Below are 20083 nucleotides of genomic sequence, written 5' to 3'. Positions count from 1 at the left end.
GACGGGCCCCACGCCCGAAGTCCAAGCCCCCGACGCTCATTGCCCCTGATGTCGTCCGCCCGGAAGGATCGTGCGCCGCGATGGCACCCCGTCTCACCGTCGTCGTCCCCCTCTACAACGTCGAGGAGTACCTCGGTGCCTGCCTTTCCTCGCTCGCCGAGCAGACCATGCTGGATCTGGAGGTCGTCCTCGTCGACGACGGCTCCACGGACAACAGCCCTGATCTGGCACAGAAGTTCGCGGACCGCGATCCGCGTTTCCGGCTGATCCGGCAGGAGAACGCCGGGCTCGGCGCGGCCCGCAACGCCGGGATCCGCGAGGCCCGACCCGACGCGGAGTTCCTGACGTTCGTCGACAGCGACGACGTCGTGCCGCCCGGCGCGTACGCCCGCATGCTGGCCGAACTCGACCGCTCGGGCTCCGACTTCGCCACCGGCAACGTGCTCCGGCTGCGGGCCGACGGCGATCTGGAACAGTCCCCGATGTTCCGCAGGCCGATGGAGAAGGCCCGACGGGCCACCCACGTCACCCGGGACTGGGTCCTGCTGGGTGACCGCATCGCCTGCAACAAGGTCTTCCGGCGCACCTTCTGGGACGAGCACGCCTTCGCCTTCCCCACCGGGGTGCTGTACGAGGACATCGCCGTCGTCCTGCCCGCCCACTTCCTGGCCCGCTCGGTCGACGTCGTCGAGGAGCCCGTCTACCACTGGCGCGACCGCGACGGCTCGATCACCACCCGGCGGGCCGTGCCCCGGGGCATCCGCGACCGGGTCACCGCCGTCACCACCGTCAGCCGTTTCCTCGCCGCCCGGCCCGACCTGGCCGGCGCCAAGCGCCGCTACGACGCCCACGCGCTCTCCGGGGACCTGTGGCTGTTCATCGAGGCGCTCGGGGACGGCGACGCGGAGTTCCACGAGGCCTTCCTGGAGCACGCGGGCGCGTTCGCCGCCACCGTCGACTCCGCTGTCCTCGCCTCGCTGCCCCTGCACCTGCGGGTCAAGTGGCAGCTCATCCGCGAACGCCGGCTGCCCGAACTCCTCGCCCTCCTCGCCGACGAGAAGAAGGACCGGGACACCTTCCACGTCACCGGGCTGCTCCGCCCCCGCGCCCACCACCCCGCCGTCCGCGGCCCCCTGCCGTCCGCCACGACCGCGCTGACCTCCGCCGACCTGCCCGTCCACGCCCACCTCACCGAGGCCGTCTGGCGGGACGGGCTGCTGCACCTGACCGGTCACGCGTACGTACGCAACGCCCCGGGCGGCCCGGTCCGGCTCGGCTGGCTGCGCTCCGGGAAGCGGCTGATCCCCCTGCGGACCCGCCCGGTCCCCGGCGACGAGGCCACCGCCCGCTCCGGCCGTTCCCTGCACCGCTACGACCGCGCCGGGTTCACGGCCGTCGTCGACCCGCGCAAACTCGCCGCGAGAGCGAGCGGCGGGCGCACGACGTGGAAGCTGGAGGCCGTCGTCGTCGGTGCGGGCCGGCCGCGCCGGGGCCCCATGCGGCTCGTCTCCACCCCGGCCCCGCCCGCCGTGACGTACACCGACGAGCGGACCCGTATCGTCCCCGTCCTCTCCGGCAACAAGCTGGAGCTGCGCACCGAACGCGTCGCGGCCGTCCTGACCGGGCAGGCGGCCGTCGAGGACGCCGTGCGCCTGGAGGTGAAGATCCTCGGCGACGCCGGGCCGGTCGCCCTCCGGCTCACCGAGTGGCGCACCAAGGAGACGCGGGAGTTCGCCCTGCGCGGCTCGCTCGGCTCCCGGGCGGCGGACATCCCGCTCAGCGCCTTCCGGGGGCAGGACGACATCTGGGGTGTCCAACTAGTCGGCGAAAGCGCGCCGTTGACCGTGGCGGCCCGGACCGACGGGCTGGACGGGCGCTACGCACTGCCCGGCGGCCGTGAGCTGTACGCGGCCCCCAACCCCTCGGGCGACCTCGTGCTCACCGACCGGCCCGTCCAGCCCGTCGTCACCTCCGCCGCCCGCGAGGAGTCGGGCGCCCTCGTCCTCGACGGGGTCTTCCCCGAGCCCACGGGCGCCTTCCGGGAACTCGTCCTGCGCCACAGCGGCCACCGGGAGGAGGTGGTCCTCCGGCTGGAGCGGGGGGACGGCGACGGCTTCCGGGCCGTGATCGCACCCGCCGCCGTCGAGGGGCCCGGCGGGACGCTGCCGCTCGCCGAGGGGCGTTGGTACCTCTTCCTGCGAGAGCCGGGAGAGCGGGACCCGGAGGCCTACCGACCGCTCCGCCCGAGCACCTCCCTGCACGCCACCCTGCCCCGGCAACTGCACGCCGAAGGCCGCGACTTCATCCTGCAACGGCGCCACCACGACCGGCTCGTCCTGGAGTCGGCCTCCGCACTCCCCGTCGGTGAGCGGGGACCGTACGGACAGCGGCTCCAGCGCGAGCGGTATGCCGGACTGCGCGCCGCCACGGTCGACGAACCGCGTCCCGCCGTCCTCTACTCCAGCTTCGACGGCCGCCAGTACTCCGACTCGCCCCGCGCCGTCCACCGCGAACTCGCCTCCCGGGGGCGGGACATCGAGCACCTGTGGGTGGTGCGCGACCAGCAGGCGGCCATGCCCGAAGGCGTCCGCCCCGTCGCCCTGCACAGCGCCGACTGGTACGAGGCGCTGGCCCGCAGCCGGTGGATCGTCACCAACACCCACCTGCCCGAATGGTTCGAGCGGGCCGAGGGCCAGACCGTCGTCCAGACCTGGCACGGCACCCCGCTCAAACGCATCGGCCGCGACCTCGCGGGCACCCCGCACGCCGACGCCGCGTACATGGCGTCCATGGAACACCGGTCCGCCCAGTGGAGCGTGCTCGTCTCCCCGAACAGCTTCTCGACCCCCGTGATGCGCCGCGCCTTCGGCTACGCGGGCGAGGTCCTGGAGTGCGGCTACCCGCGCAACGACCTGCTGTACGCCCCCGACCGGGACAAGATCGCCGCCACCGTACGCGAACGGCTCGCGCTCCCCGAGGGGCGGCGCGTGATCCTGTACGCCCCCACCTGGCGCGAGGACCGACCGCGGCAGGGCGGGCGCCACGGGTTCGACCTCCGACTCGACCTGGAACGCGCCCGCGAGGGCCTCGGCGAGGACCATGTCCTGCTGGTCCGCCGCCACTACCTCGTCGGGGGCAGCGTCCCCGACACCGCCTTCGTCCGGGACGTCTCCCGCCACCCGGACGTCGCCGAACTGCTGCTGATCAGCGACGTCCTGGTCACCGACTACTCCTCGGTCATGTTCGACTTCGCGCAGACCGGCCGCCCGATGCTCTTCCACACCCACGACCTGGACCACTACCGCGACACCCTGCGCGGCTTCTGCTTCGACTTCGAGCAGCGTGCCCCCGGCCCCCTGATCCCTGACTCCGCCGGGATCGTGGCCGCCCTGCGCGACCCGGAAGCCGCGACCGCCGGCTACCGGGGAGCGTACGAGCGGTTCCGGGAGGCGTTCTGCGACCTCGACGACGGGACCGCAGCCGCCGGGGTCGTCGACCGGATGCTCAAGGGGGAGCAGGCATGAGCGACTTCAGCTGTGTGATCACCGGCGGCGGGGACAACGAGGTCCCCGGAGGCGCCGACGCCCTGCGCGCCTCCGTGGAGTCCGTGCTCGGCCAGTCGCTGCGCGGAGCCGAGGCCGTCGTGGTTCTCGCCTCCACCGCCGCCCCGGCCGTCCGGGCCGCCGCCCGGGCCCTTGCCGACCGTGCCCCCGGGCGGGTCCGCCTCCTCCACGCCGACCCGGCCGTCCGCACCACCGGAGCCCTGCGCAACGCGGGCCTGGACGCGGCGGGCGGCCGGTACGTCCTGGTCCTCGCCCCCGGCGAACGCCTCCAGCTCCACGCCTGCCGCAACCTCTGGCAGGCGGGCGAGAGAAGCCGCGCCGACCTGATCGCCGGCCGCTGGAGCCGGGCCGCGGACGAGAGCGGCAAGGAGCGGGAGCCGTCCTGGCAGGGTGGGCTGTACGCCCGCTCCCGCACCCTCGCCCGCTTCACCGACGCCCCCGAACTCGTCGTCAGGGACGCCCTGGTGACCGGGTTCTGTCTGCGCCGCGAGGCCGCCAGACGGCACGGGCTGCGGTACGAAGAGGACCTGACGCACGGCGAGATCCTCTTCGGCCCGCTCGCCGCCGCGGCGGTCGGCCGGATCGCCCTCGTCCGCCGGCTGATCGTGACCGGCCGGGCCGTCCCCGACCGGGCCCGCGACCTCGCCGCCCTGGTCGAGGCGCACCGCCGCGTCGCCAACACCCTCCTCGCGCGCGGCCTGTCCGAGCTGCGCGAGGAACGGGAGAAGGCGTTCGCCCGTGACCACCTGGTGCCGCTCGCCCGGTCCTTCCCCCACCTGCCCGCCGCCCGCCGCGACCAGGTCGCCGCGGCCGCCGCCCGCGCGCTGACCGGCTCCTTCCGGTCGGACCTGCCGGGCCTCCCGCCGCTGGAGCGGGTCGCCGTGCGCCTCCTGGCCAGGGGCGACGCCGAAGGGGTCCTCGCCGCGGCGTACGCGCTGAGCAGGCCCGCCACCGTGTGCGCGCCGCTGACGACGGGCGCGGACGGCCGGGTTACCTGGGGCGACGGCGACCCGGACGGGCCGGGCGTCGACGTCACCGAACTCGGCCACCAGTACCGTACGTTCGGCGGCGCGCGGCTGATGAACCGGCTCACCCGTGCCACCGCCGACCGGGGCCGCCTGCTGCTGGAAGGCCGCCTCGTGCTGCCCGGCCACGGAGGCCCGGCCCCCGACGCCCCTCTCACCGCGACCCTGGAGTTCCGGGCCCGGGGCGGGGCGCGCGCCGTCGCGTTCCCGGTCGAGGAGATCCGGCACGACGGCAACGGGATCAGCTGGCGCGCGCGGGCCGACGTCGCGCGCCGCCTGCGCCCCGTCGGCGTCCGCGACACGGCGTGGGACGCGCGGCTGTCCGTGACAGCGGGGGGCCCCGACGGGCCCCGCTCCGTCAGCGACCTGTTCGCCCCGCAGGACCAGGTGGAAGGGGCCGTCCGGTTCCCCGCCAGGCCCCGGCTCGGACGGCTCGCCGGGGACACCTGGGAGCCCTACATCACGCTCAAGGACCACTTCGCGCTCCGGCTGGCCGCCCGCCGCCGCCCGGCCCGCACCGCCCACCGCCTGGTCCGCTACGCCACCCGCTTCCGGCCCGCCCGCAAGGCGAAGCTCCTCGTCCGGTCCCTGCGCAAACGCCTGGACCGCTACCGCTCCCGGGGCTTCAAGGTCCCCGTCTACAACACCTGGCTCGCCCGGCTCCCCGTGCGCCGGGGCTCCGTCGTCCTCGAAAGCCACATGGGCGCCTGCTACGGCGACAGCCCGCGCGCCCTCTACGAGGAGATCCGCCGCCAGGGCCTGAAACTCCGCGCCACCTGGTCCTACGACCCCTCCCCGGTCGGCTTCCCGGACGACGCCCGCCTCGTACGCCGCTGGTCCTGGCGCTACCTGTGGGCGCTGGCCCGCGCCGAGTACTGGGTCGACAACCAGGGTTTCCCGCAGCAGCTGCGCAAGCCCCGGCACACCACGTACCTCCAGACCTGGCACGGCTCCGCGTACAAGCGGATGGGCTTCGACGAGACCCGCGTACGTCTCCAGAACGCCCCCCAGCGCGTGCGGCTCCAGCAGGCCGTGGACCGCTTCGATCACTTCCTCGTCCGCTCCGAGCACGACGTGAACACCCTCGCCCGCGCCTACCGGCTGCCCGAGGAACGGCTCCTGCGCACCGGCTACCCCCGCAACGACGCCCTGATCGCGGAGCACGACCGGGCCGAGACCGAGGGACGGCTGCCTCGCCCGCCGTTGGCCGGGGTGCTCGGGCTGGACGACCACAAGAAGACCGTGCTGTACGCCCCCACGTTCCGGGGCGGGCCGGGAAAGCAGCGCAGAACCCGACTCCTCCTGGACGTACGGGAGTTCGCGGAGCGGTTCGGCGACACCCACACCCTGCTCGTACGGGCCCACTACCTGGAGTCCGCCCGGCTGCCGCTCTGTCCGCCCGGGACCGTCGTCGACGTCTCGCGCCACCACGACGTGAGCGAACTCCTGACCCTCACCGATGTGCTGATCACGGACTACTCCTCCATCATGTTCGACTTCGCCCTCCTCGACCGGCCCGTCGTGCTCTTCGCTCCTGATTTGGAGGCGTACGCGGCCGAGCGCGGCAGCTACTTCGACCTGCGGGAGAGGGCCCCCGGGCCGGTGACCGAGACGCAGGAAGAACTGTTCGCGACCCTCACGGAACTGAAGAGGTCCGACACCCGGTACGCCGACCGACGCCGCGCTTTCGTGCGGCAGTTCGGGACCTACGACCGGGGCGACGCCGCCCGCAGGACCGTCGCCGCCGTCTTCGCCCCCGGATCCTCCCGGAGTGCCCGTCACACCATCGACCTCGACCACGACCGGGGGGCCGGCCGATGAGCCGCGACGTCTTCATCGTCTCCAACAGCACCGACGAACTCGGCGGCGTCACCGGCTGGATGCACCAGACCGCGCGCCTCCTCGCCGGCCAGGGGCACCGGGTCCACGCCATCGGCATCCACGCCTCCGACCTCAAGATGGCGCTGCCCGCCGAGCCCGGCCACCCCGTCACCGCCCTCTACCCCGCCCACCCCCCGACCCCCTGGACGCCCCACGGCGTCCGCGACCGCTTCCGCCTCCCCACCCGGCGCAGGGAGGCGGCCCGGGTCGCCGCCAAGAAGCGGGCGGTGGCCCGGCTCTCGGAGATCTTCGCGACCGCCCGCCCCGGCGCGGTCGTCATCGTCACCCAGGTCTGGGCGATGGAGTGGGTCGGAGAGGCCGACACCACCGGGGTGCGGGTCATCGGGATGAGCCACGAGTCCTACGGCTACTCCCGTGCGAGCCACCGCTACCGCTGGATCAAGAACCACTACAGGGACCTCGACCACTGGCTCGTCCTCACCGAGGAGGACGCCGACCAGTGGGCCGGGGACGGCATGAACAACGTCGGCTTCCTGCCCAACGCCCTCTCCCGCCTCCCGGCCGTGCCCTCCCCGCGCACCGCGCGGACCGTCGCCAGCATCGGCCGGCTCAGCGACCAGAAGGGCATCGACCTGCTCCTGGACACCTGGGCCCTGGTCGCCCCCGCCCGCCCCGACTGGCGGCTGCGGATCTACGGGGCCGGCGAGGACGGGGCCGCGCTGAAGGAGCAGTGCACGAGCCTCGGCCTCGACGGATCCGTGGAGTGGATGGGCCGCACCGACGACGTGGAGCGGGCCCTCGCCGAGGCCTCCGTCTTCGTCCAGTCCTCCCGCGGCGAAGGCTTCCCGCTGGCCCTGCTGGAGGCGATGGCGAGCGGTGTGCCCTGCGCCGCCTTCGACTGCGCGCCCGGGGTGCGGGAGATCGTCCGCGACGGCGAGGACGGACTCCTGGCCCCCGCCGGAGACGTCGCCGCCCTCGCCGACCGGCTGCTGCGACTCACCGGCAACCCCCGGCTGCGCGACGCGATGGGCGCGCGGGCCCGGTCCGGCGTCCAGCGGTTCTCCGAGCCGGAGACCCTGCGCCGCTGGGAGGAGCTGTTCGCGTTCCTGGAGCGCTGAGCACGCGCGGGGCACGTGCGGGGCACGCGTTCGGGTGGGGCGGGGCCGGGTCAGCCCTGGACGCCCGCCCCGGCCCCGTCCTGCGCCGGAACGGCCGCGGGCGTCCGGCGCGCGGCGGACGGCACCGGCAGCGGCAGCCCGTCCGTCTCCCCGAGGAAGACCCGCCGCACCACGCGCTCGGCGGCGTACCCGTCGTCGTACGGACAGAACCGGGCCCGGAACGCGGCCCGCAGCTGCGCCGAGCGGGAGCCCCGCCAGTGGTCCGTGGCGAAGATGTCGAACAGCTCGTCCTGGCCCCGGGCCACGATGCCGGGCGGGAAGGCCGTGATGTCGAAGTACGTGCCCCGGGCCGCCTCGAACGCCTCGATGTCGGGCAGGTGCAGCACCACCGGGCGGTCCAGGTTGACGTAGTCGAACATCAGGGACGAGTAGTCCGTGATCAGCGCGTCCGACGCGAGCGCCAGCGTCTCCACGGACCGGTGCCCGTGGACGTCGATGATCCGGGGATGCGGCGCCCGGTGGCCGCCGGGCCCCGCGGGGTGCGAAGCCCGGGCCAGGACCACGAACCGCGGACCCAGGACCCGGACCAGCCGCTCCAGGTCCACGGCGGGCCGCTGGACCCGCCGGTAGTCGCGGTGCGTCGGGGCGTACAGCAGCGCCGTGCTGCCCGCCGGGATCCCCAGCGTCTCGCGCAGCCGCGCCACATCCGCCGGACCGGTGCGGTGGTACACGTCGTTGCGCGGCGATCCGTACTCCAGCGTCGTGTACGCGGACGGATAGGCCCGCTCCCGCACGAGCGTGGAGTGCGGGTTCGCCGAGAGGGCGTAGTCCCAGGTGTCCACGGAGCGCAGCAGCTGCTCGAAGTCGGTGCCCCCGGCGGCGGCGGGCCGGTCCAGCAGATCGGTGCCCACGGTCCGCAGTGGCGTGCCCTCGTGCGTCTGGAGCAGGACCTGTCCCCCGCGCTTGACCAGCCCCCGGTCGAAGGCGGAGTCGGTCACCAGGTACGCGGAACGGGCCAGCGCCGTCCAGTGGGCGAAGGTGCCGGGCGCGAGGTGCCGGGTGCCGGTCGGCACGGTGTGGGCGTCGACGGGCCGGCAGATCCAGGCCGTCCGCACCCCCGGGACCAGCTCGCGGGCCTTCGCCTCGATCGCCGCCGGGCCGCCCGTGTACCCACCGCCGCCCCGGACGGCGAACACCGCGTCCCGGGAGCGCAGCGGCAGCCGCGACTGGATCCGGTAGTGCGCCCGCAGCGCCGCGCCCCGCACGGCCCGGCGGGCGCCCGCCACCCCCCGGCGCAGCCGGCCGCCCAGGCGCTGGGCCCCCGACAGTGCTTGATAGGTGCGCCGCGCGCCGAGCCGCAACAGCCCGTGCCGCAGCAGCGCGCGACGGGGGACCGGGGCGCCGGGGGTGCGGTAGCGGCGGCAGGACGCGGCCGCCCGGCGGAAGAACGCGGCGCGGCGGTGGAGCGGCAGCCGGTCCCGGGAGGCGAACAGCGCCGAGTAGTGGTCCAGCATCCGGCGGAACATCACCGGCCGCCACAGGGCGAGTTCGGGGCGTGAGTCGATGAACGCGAACACCCGGTCGTACTGGTCGAAGACGTCGAAGTGCTTCTCGCTGGTGGTGGAGAGGATGTTGCCGCGCCGCCGCTGCCGGTAGGAGACGCAGACCGCGTCCAGCACCGCGATCGACCCGGCCGACATCAGCACCGGGTAGGTCCAGGGGGTGTCCTCGTAGTAGCCGGGCGGGAAGGTGAACCCCTCGGCCTCGATGAACGCGCGGCGGTACGCCTTGTTCCAGACGACCATGAGGAGCCGCAGCAGCTCGGGGCGGTCGGTGAGCCGGAAGCGGTCGGGTCCGCCCTCGTCGAGATGGGCGGCCAGGACGTTGCGCACGCTGCGGCCCGTCCAGTACGTGCGGGCGTAGTCGTACATCAGGACGTCGGGTTCGCCGGTCGCGTCGATCCGGTCGGCGATGGTCTGGAGCGCGTCCGGCAGCAGGGTGTCGTCACCGTCGAGGAAGACCAGGTAGTCACCGCCCGCCCGGCCCATCCCGGCGTTGCGGGCCGGTCCCAGCCCGCTGTTGCGGGGCAGGTGCAGAGCGGTGACACGGGGGTCCCGGCGGGCGTACTCGTCGGCGATCGGCCCACAGGCATCGGGGGAGCAGTCGTCGACCACGATGACCTCGTAGTCCTTGAAGGACTGGGCCAGCACCGAATCCAGACACGCGTGCAGATACGCCTGGACCCGGAACGCGGGCACGATGACGGAGAACCGGGGCACTACACATCCATGGGTCGATCGTTCGCGGGAACCAGGCAGACCGCAAACGTCGGATGGAATGACAGGGTTACGCCGGACGTGGCAATCGGGGGACGGAGACGGCGAAGCGGCCCGGTTCCGGGGAACCGAGCCGCTTCGGGTTGACGTACAGCCGTACGCCTTCGAGGGCGTACGGCCTTGTGGCGAGGGCTACTTGACGGCGCCCGCCATCACACCGGACACGAACTGCCGCTGGAAGGCGAAGAACACCGCCAGTGGGATCACCATCGACACGAACGCGCCGGGCGCCAGCACGTCGATGTTGTTGCCGAACTGGCGTACCTGCTGCTGGAGCGCCACGGTGATCGGCGGCGACTCGGAGTCCGCGAAGATCAGCGCGACCAGCATGTCGTTCCACACCCACAGGAACTGGAAGATCCCGAGCGAGGCGATCGCCGGACCGCCCAGCGGCATCACGACCCGGGTGAACAGCCGTATCTCGCCCGCCCCGTCGAGCCGGGCGGCCTCCAGCAGCTCGCGGGGGATCTCCGCGAAGAAGTTCCGCAGCAGGAAGATCGCGAACGGCAGGCCGAACGCCGTGTGGAACAGCACCACCCCGAGCGTCGTCTCGAAGATCCCGATGGTGCCGAACAGCTCGGAGACCGGGATCAGCGCGACCTGCACCGGCACCACCAGCAACCCGACGACCAGCAGGAACCACCAGTCGCGGCCGGGGAACTCCATCCACGCGAAGGCGTATCCGGCCAGCGAGCCGATCACCACCACCAGCACCGTGGAGGGCACGGTGATCATGATGGTGCTGACGAGTGAGCCGGTGATCGTCGAATTGTCCAGCAGCCGTTGGTAGTTGTCGAAGGTCATCTCCGACGGGGCGGTGAAGACCTTCCACCAGCCGGTCGCCGCGATGTCCTGCGGGCCGCGCAGCGAGGACAGCAGCAGGCCGATCGTGGGCATCAGCCAGAACAGGGCGACCAGGATCAGGAAGACCCGCATCACCCCGCCGCCCGCACGGGCGGCGATCCGCGCGCCGAGGGGCTGCTTGGCCCTGGGCGGCGCGTCGGGCGCGCTCGCCTGCCGGGAAACCGCCTTCTGGCGGCCGATGCGTGCGGTGTTCACTTCCGGTGAGCTGCTCATCGCCGTCCCTCCTTCCGGATCCGGCGGATGTTGCTGCGTTCTTCCGGGGGGCGACCCCCGGACCCCCGGCCGGGAGGCGGCACGGGGCGGGCGTGGCCCGTCATCGGCGTCCCTCCTTCCGGATCCGGCGGATGTTGAACAGCATCACCGGGATCACCAGCAGCAGCAGGAGCACCGCGATCGCGCTCCCGATCCCCAGGTCCGCGTCCGTGCCGAACGAGGACCTGTACAGCTGGAGCGCCAGCACGTTCGCGTCGTCCTGCGAGGAGCCCGGCGCGATGATGAACACCAGGTCGAAGACCTTCAGCACGTTGATCATCAGCGTCACCAGGACCACCGCGAGCACCGGCGCCAGCATCGGCACCGTGATCCGGCGGAACACCTGCCACTCGTTGGCGCCGTCCACCCGGGCCGCCTCCAGGAGCTCACGCGGCAGACCGGCCAGGCCCGCCGCGATCAGCACCATCGCGAACCCGGCCCACATCCAGACGTAGCTGCCGATGATCCCGGGCGTCACGAGGGACGGCCCGAGCCAGTCGACGCCGTTGTACGGCTCGCGGAAGTTGTCGGCGGGCAGGCGCAGTTGGGCCCCGTCCGCCGAGGCGGGCAGGGTGAACACGCCGTCCGCTCCGGCCGTGGCCGTGGCGACGACCTTGCCGTCCTTCACCGCCTCGACCTTCAGGCCCTTCAGGCCCAGCTCCTTCGGGTCGACGACGTTCGGCTTCCCGCCGCCGCCCCGGGTGAAGTCCAGCCAGGCGGTCCCGGAGATCCTGTCCCCGGAGGCCGCCGGGGCGCCCTCCGCCGGCCGCGCGTCACCCGGCATCCTCGCCGGAGCCACGCCGATCAGCGGCACCCGCAGCGGCTGGCCCGCCCGGACCGGCTCCTTGGACAGATACGCCCCGCCGTCACCCTTCTCCAGCGGGTGCACGGGCAGCGGGCGCGCCTTCGGGAAGACGGAGGACTGGTTGAACGTGTCGTGCACGCCCACCGCCACCGCGTTGGCCACGCCCCGCTCGGGAGCCTGGTCGTACACCAGCCGGAAGATGATGCCCGCCGCCAGCATGGAGATAGCCATCGGCATGAAGACGATCAGCTTGAACGCGGTGCCCCAGCGGATCCGCTCGGTCAGCACCGCGAAGATCAGCCCGAGCGCGGTGGCGACCGTCGGGGCGAAGACCACCCAGATCGCGTTGTTCTTCACCGCCGTGACGATGGTGGCGTCGGTGAACAGCGCCGTGTAGTTGTCGAACCCGGCGAAGCCCGTACCGGCCTGGTCGAAGAACGACCGGTAGACCGAGTACCCGATCGGATAGAGCACCAGCGCGCCCAGCAGCACCAGCGCGGGCAGCAGGAACGCCGCCGCGATGGCCCTGCGGGTGCCGGTCACGCTCCGGCGGGACCTCTTCGGATCCGGGGGCGGGGACGGACGGGGATGCGTGTCGTCGGCGGGGGGCGCCGACCCGGCGCCCCCCGCGGTCGCTGTCGTCACGGCGTCAGCTCTTGTACGCCTTGACCGCTTCGGACTCCAGCTGTTTCTGGGTCCCCGCGATGTCCTTCGGGTTCTTCAGGAAGTCCTGGAGGATCTTCCACTCGCCCTTCCCCGGCGTTCCGCCGAACGACTGCGGAGCCTGGTCGGACATGTCGAACCGGACGTCGTCACCGGCGTCGATCAGCGCCTGGGCCATCGTGCGCTGGACGTCGTTCGGGTAAGCCTTCAGGTCCAGGCCCTTGTTCGGGGAGATGAACCCGCCCGCCTCGGCCCAGATCTTCGCCGCGTCGGAGGACGCCAGCCAGGTCAGCAGCGCCTGCGCGCCCTTGGTGTCCTTCAGCGCCACCGCCGCGTCGCCGCCGGTCACCACGGGGGAGTCCGCGCCGACCGCCGGGAACGGGAACACCTTGGCGTCCGTGCCGATCTTCGCCTCGGTCTGCGCGATGTTGATGGAGACGAAGTCGCCCTCGAACACCATCGCGCCCTTGGGCTGGTCGCCCCCGGTGAACGTCTGGGTGACCGAGGCCGGGAACTCCGTCTGGAGCGCCCCGTCCGCGCCGCCCGCGATCAGCTCCGGCTTCCCCCACAGCCCGGCCAGCGTGGTCAGCGCGTCCTTGACGGACGGGTCGGTCCACGGGATCTCGTGCTTCGCCAGCTGGTCGTACTTCTCCGGCCCGGCCTGGGAGAGGTAGACGTTCTCGAACCAGTCCGTCAGGGTCCAGCCGTCCGCGCCGCCCACCGAGACCGGCGTGACGCCGGAGGCGGAGATGGTCTCCGCCGTCGTCAGGAAGTCCTTCCAGGTCTTCGGCTCGCTCGCCCCCGCGTTGTCGAACGCGGCGGCGTTGTACCAGATCAGGGACTTGTTGGCGGCCTTGAAGTACACGCCGTACTGGGTGCCGTCCACCGCGCCGAGGTCCTGCCAGACCTTCGCGTAGTTCTTGTCGAGCTGAGTCTTCGCCTCGGGGCCGACCGGCTTGGCCCACTTCTTCGCGGCCGCCTGTTGGATCGCGCCGACCTGCGGGATCATCGCCACGTCCGGCGGCTGCTTGCCCGCGATCTTGGTGCCCAGGAAGTTGATGATGGGGTCCTGCGCCGGGACGAAGGTCACGCTCGCGCCCGTACGCTTCTCGAACTCGTCCAGCACCTTGGTGAAGTTTTCCTGCTCGGGCCCGGTCCAGACCGCGGCGACGGAGATGTTCTCCCCGTCCAGCTTCGGCAGCTCGACCGTGGACGCGCTGTCCGTGCCCTTGCCGGATTCGTCGTCCGACTTCTTCTTGCCGCCACCGTCGCCTCCGCAGCCGGTGAGCGCCAGAGCGCCGGCCGCAGCGAACACCACTGCGGCCCTGCGTATCGAGAAGGTTGTGCGCATTACTGCCCCGTCTCTTCTGTACGGGTCCGGCCATGTCCGCATGCCCGGACCACGTCGTCCGTGCGCACAGTCCTACGCCGGGCGACCGGGCCCCGCAATACCGCCAGAGGCCCCAACAGGCCGATTGTGATCGCCTCGTGACGTCATGTCAGGGCATGTCGGAAGCCTGCCCGGGCAGGGTAGGGGCGGGTCGTCCGCCGACCGCGTCAGGCCGGGAACGGCACCAGCGCCGGCAGCCGCTCCGCGTTCACCGAACGGGCCGCGCGCTCCAACGCGCTGGCGAGCAGAGCCAGGTCGGTCGGCCCGTTGCCCAGCTCCCGGACCGGGCGCCGGGTCGGCGGATCGCCCATCCGCTCCCACTCCAGCGGGACGACGGTGGGCCGCAGCGTCGCCGTACGCGGGATGCGACCGGTGACCCGGCCCCCCTGGAACGGCGTCACCCGGCCGTCCGGATGCCCCAGCCTGCCCCGGCCGGGGGCCGGCTCGTCCGGGGACGGCGGCAGCACCGGGGCGTCCAGCACTATGCGCAGCCGGGCGCCACGGGCCAGCTCGGTGTCCTCGGTGCGGTCCGGGCGTGCGGAGGTGGCGACCAGGTGCACCCCGAGCCGCCCACCGTCCCGGGCCACGGCCTCCAGCGCCCGCACCACCGAACCGGCGGCCGGCCGGCCGGGACTGCCGAGCGACGGAGCGACCAGCGCGTCGAAGTCGTCGGCGAGGACGACGAGACGGGGCAGCGGCGACGGGCCGGGGTCCCCGGACCGGGCGGTAGGGCGCAATCGCAGGGTGCCGCTGGCCGGGGAGTCCAGATCGCCCCGCCGCTCGGCGCCGCTCGGCGGACGCTGGCCCACGACGCGCGGCGGGCCCTCCTGCTGGGCGTGCCGCTCGTGCCAGGCGGCGAAGTCCAGGTCGCCGAGCAGCTCGGCGCGCCGCTTCAGCTCGCCGCCCAGGGCCTGCGCGAACTCCCGCATCCGGACCGGGTCGCACGCCACGAGGTGGGTGAACACATGCGGCAGCTCCGTACAGGGGAGCAGTCCTTCGCAGCGCTCCCCCCGCTCGCCGCCGGAGCCGTCGACGAGCAGGATGCCGAGCCGGTCGGGGCGGGCGGCGGAGGCCAGCGAGGCGGCGACGGCCCGGAGCAGCTCGGTGCGGCCGCTGCCCGGCGGCCCCTCGATCAGCAGATGCGGTCCCTCGTCGGCGAGATCGACGCTGAGGGGCCCCCGGGGGCCCGCCCCGAGCACGAGGACCGGTCGGCCGGCGTGGGCGGCGGGCCGGGCCACGCCTCCCTCTCCCCGCGCCTCGGAGCCCTGCCCCGGCCCGGAGCGTCGGCCGCCGGGACAGGGCGTGCGCTCCGAGTCCCGTGGATCCAGCGGTGGGTACGGGGTGCGCCCGGAGTCGCGGGCGTCGAGCGGGGGGTACGGGGTGCGGTCAGGGTCGGGGGCGCCAGCGGCCGGGTACGGCGCCCGGCCGGAGTCGCGGTGGGAGGAGGAGGCGGCGGTGCGCTGCGGGCCGACGCGCGGGCCCGTGCTGAGGGTACGGCCGGAGTTGGGGCTGTCCAGCTCCTGGCGGGATGTCCGGGCCGCCGCGCCCCGGGGCGTCGAGGCGCCGGGCTGGGCCTCCGCCGTGGACGCCCAGCGGGCCATCAGCGAGGCCGGCGTCGCCCGGGCCAGGCCCAGCTCGTCCAGCAGCCGGGCGGACGGCGGCAGCGCCGCGGTCGTCGGACGGCCGGCCAGTGCGGCCGAGCCCTCCTCACGCAGGGGCGCCAGGGCCCGCCCGAACCGCTCGGCCCAGGCCGCCGACACCGCGTCCACGGCGGCCACCGTTCCGTGCCCGGCGGCCTGCCCGCCCGCCGTGCGCAACAGGCGCAACGCCGTGGCGACGTCCCCGCTGAGCATCGCGACGGCCCCGCACTCCCGGAAGGCGATGGACGCCCGGCAGGCGGCCTCGTACGTCGCGGACACCGGGGAGGTGGGGGAGGCGGCCGGGGTCTCGGCCAGGCAGATCAGATGGATCCCGGCCGCCGCGCCCGCCCCGGCCAGCCGCGCCGTGGTCTCGCGCAGCATCGCCGTACCGGGGTCGCCGTCCAGGACGACCACCGTGTGCGGGCCCGTGTGGGCGCGGGCCGCCTCGGCCACCGCGGCCCGGTCCAGGTGCGGCCAGCCGGCACCGAGGGGCCCCTCGTCGAGGCGGCGCACCAGCTCGTCCGTACGGGCGGCCGCCTGCTCACGGTCGTACGCGAGGAGCAGTCGGCAGTCCTGCCCGTGCGTCGGGCGCAGATGCGGCAGCCATCCCAGCCAGGACCACTCGCGCCGCCGCTCCTCCAGCGGGCGGGAGCGGTCCGTGCTGATGAGGACGATCTCCAGGTCGAACGGGGAGTGCAGCGCGGCGAGCTGCGCCACCGTCGCGCGGGCAAGACCCGCCAGCCGGGCGCGCGGACCGGCGAGCCCCAGTGAGCCGGCCTCCCGCAGCCCCACGGTCACGGGCACGGCGGGCACGTCGGCCCGGTCGGTCGTGCCGAGCCGCACCACCAGCGCCTCCGCGTGCTCCGGATGGCGCTCCCAGAGCCGGGGCCCGGGGCCGAGCGCGGTCATCAGCACGGCGGCCGGATCCGGCCAGGTGCCCTCGGGGGCGGTGGGCAGCGCGGAGAAGGGGGAGCCGGGGGAGACAGGGGAGGCGAGGTGCCCGGCCCCCGACGGCCCGCCGGACGGGTCGTGGTAGCCGCCCGGGAAGGCGTGGGAGCCGCCCGCGAAGCCGTGGGAGCCGCCTGGGAAGGCGTGGGGTCCGCCCGCGGAGCCGTACGCGCCCGCTCCGGGTGCCGATGATCCGTGCGCCGAAGAGCCGGGCGCGTTGGGGCCTCCCGGGGCGCGGGAGGCGCCGTACGTGTCGCGTCGGGCGCCCGCCCCGGTCTCGGGGCCCGCCGCCTGCTCGACCCTCGCGCCGCCCTTGAGCCGCCTCGCCCATGCTCCTATGCCGCGCCGGGGAGCCGGGGCGTCGGCGAACTCCTCGCCACGTGCATGGGTGGCCTGCTCCGGGTACGCGCCCGGCCCGGCCTCGGCGTGCTCGGGCCAGGACTCCTCTTCGAGGGAGGAGCCCGGGGCTCCGGAGCCGCCGTGGGGCCCTTCGGGCGCCGGTGGACCGGCGGGAGCGGGGGAACCGGGGGAATCGGGGAAATCGGGGAAAGGGGACGCCGGTGTGCCGTAACCGTGGCTGTGGCCCGGGCCTCCGTGGTCGGGGGCCTGCGCGGAGAGCGGCGCGTCGGCGCCGTGGCCCGGGGCGGGAGAGCCCGTCTCGGCGCGGGCCACCCGCAGGTGCCCCTCGCCGTCCGGGGCGGTCGGCAGCGTCGCCGGCCGGGAGCCCGCCGTGAGGCGGAGCGCGGACTCGCCGAGCCGCAGCAGCGCGCCGGGGGCGAGGCGGACCGGCCGCTCACGCACCTCGACGCCGTCCAGCGAGGTGCCGTTCGTCGAACCGAGGTCGGCGACCGAGACCCGGCCGTCGTCGGAGACCGTCACCGCGCAGTGCAGCCGGGAGACGTCCGGGTCGTCGAGCGGGACGTCCGCGTCGGCCGAGCGGCCGATCCGGATCTGCCCGCCGTGCAGCAGGTGGACGCCGCCCGCGTCGGGGCCCGCCACCACATGGAGCTGGGCCGGAACGGGGTCGTCCGTCGCCTCGTCGTCACCGGGGACCTGGAGCGAGAGGACCGCGCCGTCCACCAGGGGCGGTTCGCCCAGCGCGACGCGGTGCCCGTCGAGCCGCTCCCGGCCGGCGAAGAACACGATCGCTCCGCCGCCCTGGGAGCTCTCCGGCCCCGCCACGGCGGAGGCCAGCTGGGAGGCGACGGCGGCCAGCGCCGTCCCGGCGGGTGCGGTGACGAGCACGTCGCAGGTGCGCGCCGGGGTCTGGCCGCTGCGCGGCGCGAGGACGGTCAGCCGGATCTGCATCGCCGTCAGCGGTCCCTTCTGCGCGGGGGTGCCCGGCAGGGGAAACGCCCTGTGATTCCCCCCACCCGGCACGGACACGTCGTCCGTACAGGTCGTCACGCACCGCGAGACTCCGACCTCGCAGATCCGTGCTGGAGGCATCCTCGCACCTGCCACTGACAACACGCCCGGCGGTCACCTTTAAATGATCTTGAATGGTCGGCTGTGGGCGCAAAAGTGCCTGCTTGCGTCCGGATCCCACCGCTCGGACGGGTTTCCCGGTGGTTGCCCGCCGAATGCCGGAGAGGAATCCCCTTCCGTGCCCGAACGCCTGACCGGCCTGTGATCAGCCGTGCGGCAACCTTCCGGCCGACCCGCGCGTCTTCCCCCGAAACATGAGCCCCCGGTGCCCCGTTCGGCGGCACTACAGTGGGCCGGAACATTCGGGCGGACCCAGGGAGCGAGCCAGGTCCCTGGGGGACCGCAAGCACCACGATCAGCAGGGAGCGCATGACGTGCGGCCCGTAGGCAGCAAGTACCTGCTCGAGGAGCCGCTCGGACGCGGCGCCACGGGCACCGTCTGGCGAGCCCGCCAGCGGGAGACCGCGGGCGCCGAGGCAGCCGTCGCGGGTCAGCCCGGCGAGACCGTGGCCATCAAGGTCCTCAAGGAGGAGCTGGCCAACGACGCCGACGTCGTGATGCGGTTCCTGCGGGAACGCTCGGTCCTGCTGCGGCTCACGCACCCGAACATCGTGCGCACCCGGGACCTCGTCGTCGAGGGCGATCTCCTCGCCCTGGTGATGGACCTGATCGACGGCCCCGACCTGCATCGCTACCTCCGTGAGAACGGCCCGCTCACCCCGGTCGCCGCTTCCCTGCTCACCGCGCAGATCGCGGACGCGCTCGCCGCCAGCCACGCCGACGGCGTCGTCCACCGCGACCTCAAGCCGGCCAACGTGCTGGTCGACGAGCGCGACGGCCAGATGCACCCGATGCTCACCGACTTCGGCATCGCGCGCCTGGCCGACTCCCCGGGCCTGACCCGGACCCACGAGTTCGTCGGCACCCCCGCCTACGTGGCGCCGGAGTCCGCCGAGGGCCGCCCGCAGACCTCCGCCGTCGACATCTACGGCGCGGGCATCCTGCTGTACGAGCTGGTCACCGGCCGCCCGCCGTTCGCCGGGGGCACCGCCCTCGAAGTCCTGCACCGGCACCTCAGCGAGGAGCCCCGCCGCCCCTCCAACGTCCCGGCCCCGCTGTGGACGGTCATGGAGCGCTGCCTGAGCAAGGACCCGGACCGGCGGCCCAGCGCCGAGAACCTGGCCCGCGGTCTGCGTACGGTCGCCGCCGGCATCGGCGTCCACGCGAACTCCGCCCAGATCGCCGCCGCCGAAGGGGTGGGCGCCCTGCTCGCCCCCGACCCGGCGCCCACCGCCGTCCCGGACTCTCCGGGCGCGGCCGACCCCACGCAGGTGCTGCCGAGCAACGCGGGCTCCTACGACCCCGCCGCCGCCACCAGCGTGCTCCCGCAGACCGGCCCCGGGGGCCAGGGCGGTCCGGGCGGCCACGCCGACCCGACCGCCGTCCTGCCGCCCGTGCCGCAGCGCCCCGACGGGCCGCCGCAGCCGGACGGGCCGCACCCCTGGCAGTCGCAGCTCCAGGCGGCCCGTGACCGCAACGACCAGACCCAGGTCCAGTACCTCGACCCGAGCCAGGACCCGCTGCGCCGCCGCCCCCAGCGTCAGCAGCCGCCGCAGCAGCCCCATCAGCAGCAGCCGCCCCAGCGCCGCCAGCCGCCTCCGCAGCACCAGCAGTACCCGCCCCAACAGCAGCAGCAGCACCAGCCACAGCGCTACCAGCAGCCTCAGCGGCAGCAGTACGCGCCTCCCCAGCCGCAGCAGCCCCAGCAGCCGGCCCCGCGCCCGCCGCGCGAGCCGCGTCCGCCGAGGCAGCGCGGCGCCAACCCGATGCGCATCCCCGGGCTCGGCTGCCTCAAGGGCTGCCTCTTCACCGTGGTGCTCCTGATCGTCGCCGGCTGGCTCATCTGGGAGCTGACCCCGCTCCAGGAATGGGTCGCCGAGGGCAAGGGCTATTGGGAGGCGATCGGAGACGCGGTCGGCACGGTCACCGGCTGGATCTCCGAGCTCGGCGACAGCACGGGCAGCTCGGGCGGGGCCTGACCCGAACCGCCGGGCGGCACCCGACGCGTAACGGTCGAGCGGCACCCGACGCCTAACGGCCGAGCGAGGCCCGGCCCGTACCGTTGGGCGAGGCTCGACCCGTAACCCTGTCCCTTTGTCGACTTCTCCGGGCCTATTCGGCCCGGAGAAGTGAAGGTCGGTGCCATCCA

General features: G+C 74.0%; 9 protein-coding genes. 4 read left to right on the top strand and 5 right to left on the bottom strand.

Annotated elements, in window-relative coordinates; translation table 11 throughout:
* The first annotated feature begins 80 nt into the window (after positions 1 to 80).
* From ACH4RG_RS17365 to ACH4RG_RS17355, 3 genes are read left to right on the top strand one after another with little or no spacing between them, the layout of a single operon-like run.
* The gene (locus tag ACH4RG_RS17365; protein WP_398539765.1) at positions 81 to 3524 is read left to right on the top strand and encodes a CDP-glycerol glycerophosphotransferase family protein; all 3444 of its coding nucleotides are present in this window, start codon (positions 81 to 83) and stop codon (positions 3522 to 3524) included.
* Positions 3521 to 6409, top strand: a complete 2889-nt coding sequence (locus ACH4RG_RS17360) for a CDP-glycerol glycerophosphotransferase family protein (protein WP_398539764.1) — start codon at positions 3521 to 3523, stop codon at positions 6407 to 6409. The genes ACH4RG_RS17365 and ACH4RG_RS17360 overlap by 4 nt, the downstream gene beginning before the upstream one ends.
* Complete coding sequence (locus ACH4RG_RS17355; protein ID WP_398539763.1) at positions 6406 to 7548, top strand: glycosyltransferase; 1143 nt, start codon at positions 6406 to 6408, stop codon at positions 7546 to 7548. The genes ACH4RG_RS17360 and ACH4RG_RS17355 overlap by 4 nt, the downstream gene beginning before the upstream one ends.
* 50 nt (positions 7549 to 7598) lie before the next feature.
* On the opposite strand, the gene ACH4RG_RS17350 is transcribed toward ACH4RG_RS17355, so the two are convergent.
* The 5 genes from ACH4RG_RS17350 to ACH4RG_RS17330 form a co-directional block, all read right to left on the bottom strand.
* Positions 7599 to 9827: a CDP-glycerol glycerophosphotransferase family protein gene (locus tag ACH4RG_RS17350; protein WP_398539762.1), complete on the bottom strand. Its 2229-nt coding sequence runs from the start codon at positions 9825 to 9827 to the stop codon at positions 7599 to 7601.
* A 189-nt stretch (positions 9828 to 10016) separates the two neighbouring features.
* The gene (locus tag ACH4RG_RS17345) at positions 10017 to 10961 is read right to left on the bottom strand and encodes a carbohydrate ABC transporter permease (RefSeq protein WP_397917167.1); all 945 of its coding nucleotides are present in this window, start codon (positions 10959 to 10961) and stop codon (positions 10017 to 10019) included.
* A gap of 100 nt (positions 10962 to 11061) precedes the next feature.
* On the bottom strand, positions 11062 to 12348 hold the full coding sequence (locus tag ACH4RG_RS17340) for a carbohydrate ABC transporter permease (RefSeq protein WP_397927877.1): 1287 nt from the start codon (positions 12346 to 12348) through the stop codon (positions 11062 to 11064).
* Positions 12349 to 12454: 106 nt separating this feature from the next.
* Positions 12455 to 13819 carry an ABC transporter substrate-binding protein gene (locus ACH4RG_RS17335; RefSeq protein WP_398539761.1) on the bottom strand — a complete coding sequence of 455 codons (1365 nt, stop codon included), beginning with the start codon at positions 13817 to 13819 and terminating at the stop codon, positions 12455 to 12457.
* Between the two features lie 206 nt (positions 13820 to 14025).
* The gene (locus ACH4RG_RS17330; RefSeq protein ID WP_398539760.1) at positions 14026 to 17754 is read right to left on the bottom strand and encodes an FHA domain-containing protein; all 3729 of its coding nucleotides are present in this window, start codon (positions 17752 to 17754) and stop codon (positions 14026 to 14028) included.
* Between the two features lie 494 nt (positions 17755 to 18248).
* Between ACH4RG_RS17330 and ACH4RG_RS17325 the strand changes: the two genes are divergently transcribed.
* Positions 18249 to 19913, top strand: coding sequence for a serine/threonine-protein kinase (locus tag ACH4RG_RS17325; RefSeq protein WP_398539759.1), 1665 nt, complete (start codon positions 18249 to 18251; stop codon positions 19911 to 19913).
* Positions 19914 to 20083 lie beyond the last annotated feature (170 nt).

It is taken from the genome of Streptomyces sp. NPDC021019 (assembly GCF_044333295.1).
GTDB lineage: Bacteria > Actinomycetota > Actinomycetes > Streptomycetales > Streptomycetaceae > Streptomyces.
The sequence above is the reverse complement of the archived record's forward strand: the minus strand, read 5'-3'. Positions and strand labels throughout refer to the sequence as shown.

What these genes read in the sequence shown, in the direction of transcription:
- ACH4RG_RS17360 (WP_398539764.1), top strand. Translation starts at nt 3,521, where the DNA reads ATGAGCGACTTCAGCTGTGTGATCACCGGCGGCGGGGACAACGAGGTC.
- ACH4RG_RS17335 (WP_398539761.1), bottom strand. Translation starts at nt 13,819, where the DNA reads ATGCGCACAACCTTCTCGATACGCAGGGCCGCAGTGGTGTTCGCTGCG.
- ACH4RG_RS17355 (WP_398539763.1), top strand. Translation starts at nt 6,406, where the DNA reads ATGAGCCGCGACGTCTTCATCGTCTCCAACAGCACCGACGAACTCGGC.
- ACH4RG_RS17345 (WP_397917167.1), bottom strand. Translation starts at nt 10,961, where the DNA reads ATGAGCAGCTCACCGGAAGTGAACACCGCACGCATCGGCCGCCAGAAG.
- ACH4RG_RS17330 (WP_398539760.1), bottom strand. Translation starts at nt 17,754, where the DNA reads ATGCAGATCCGGCTGACCGTCCTCGCGCCGCGCAGCGGCCAGACCCCG.
- ACH4RG_RS17365 (WP_398539765.1), top strand. Translation starts at nt 81, where the DNA reads ATGGCACCCCGTCTCACCGTCGTCGTCCCCCTCTACAACGTCGAGGAG.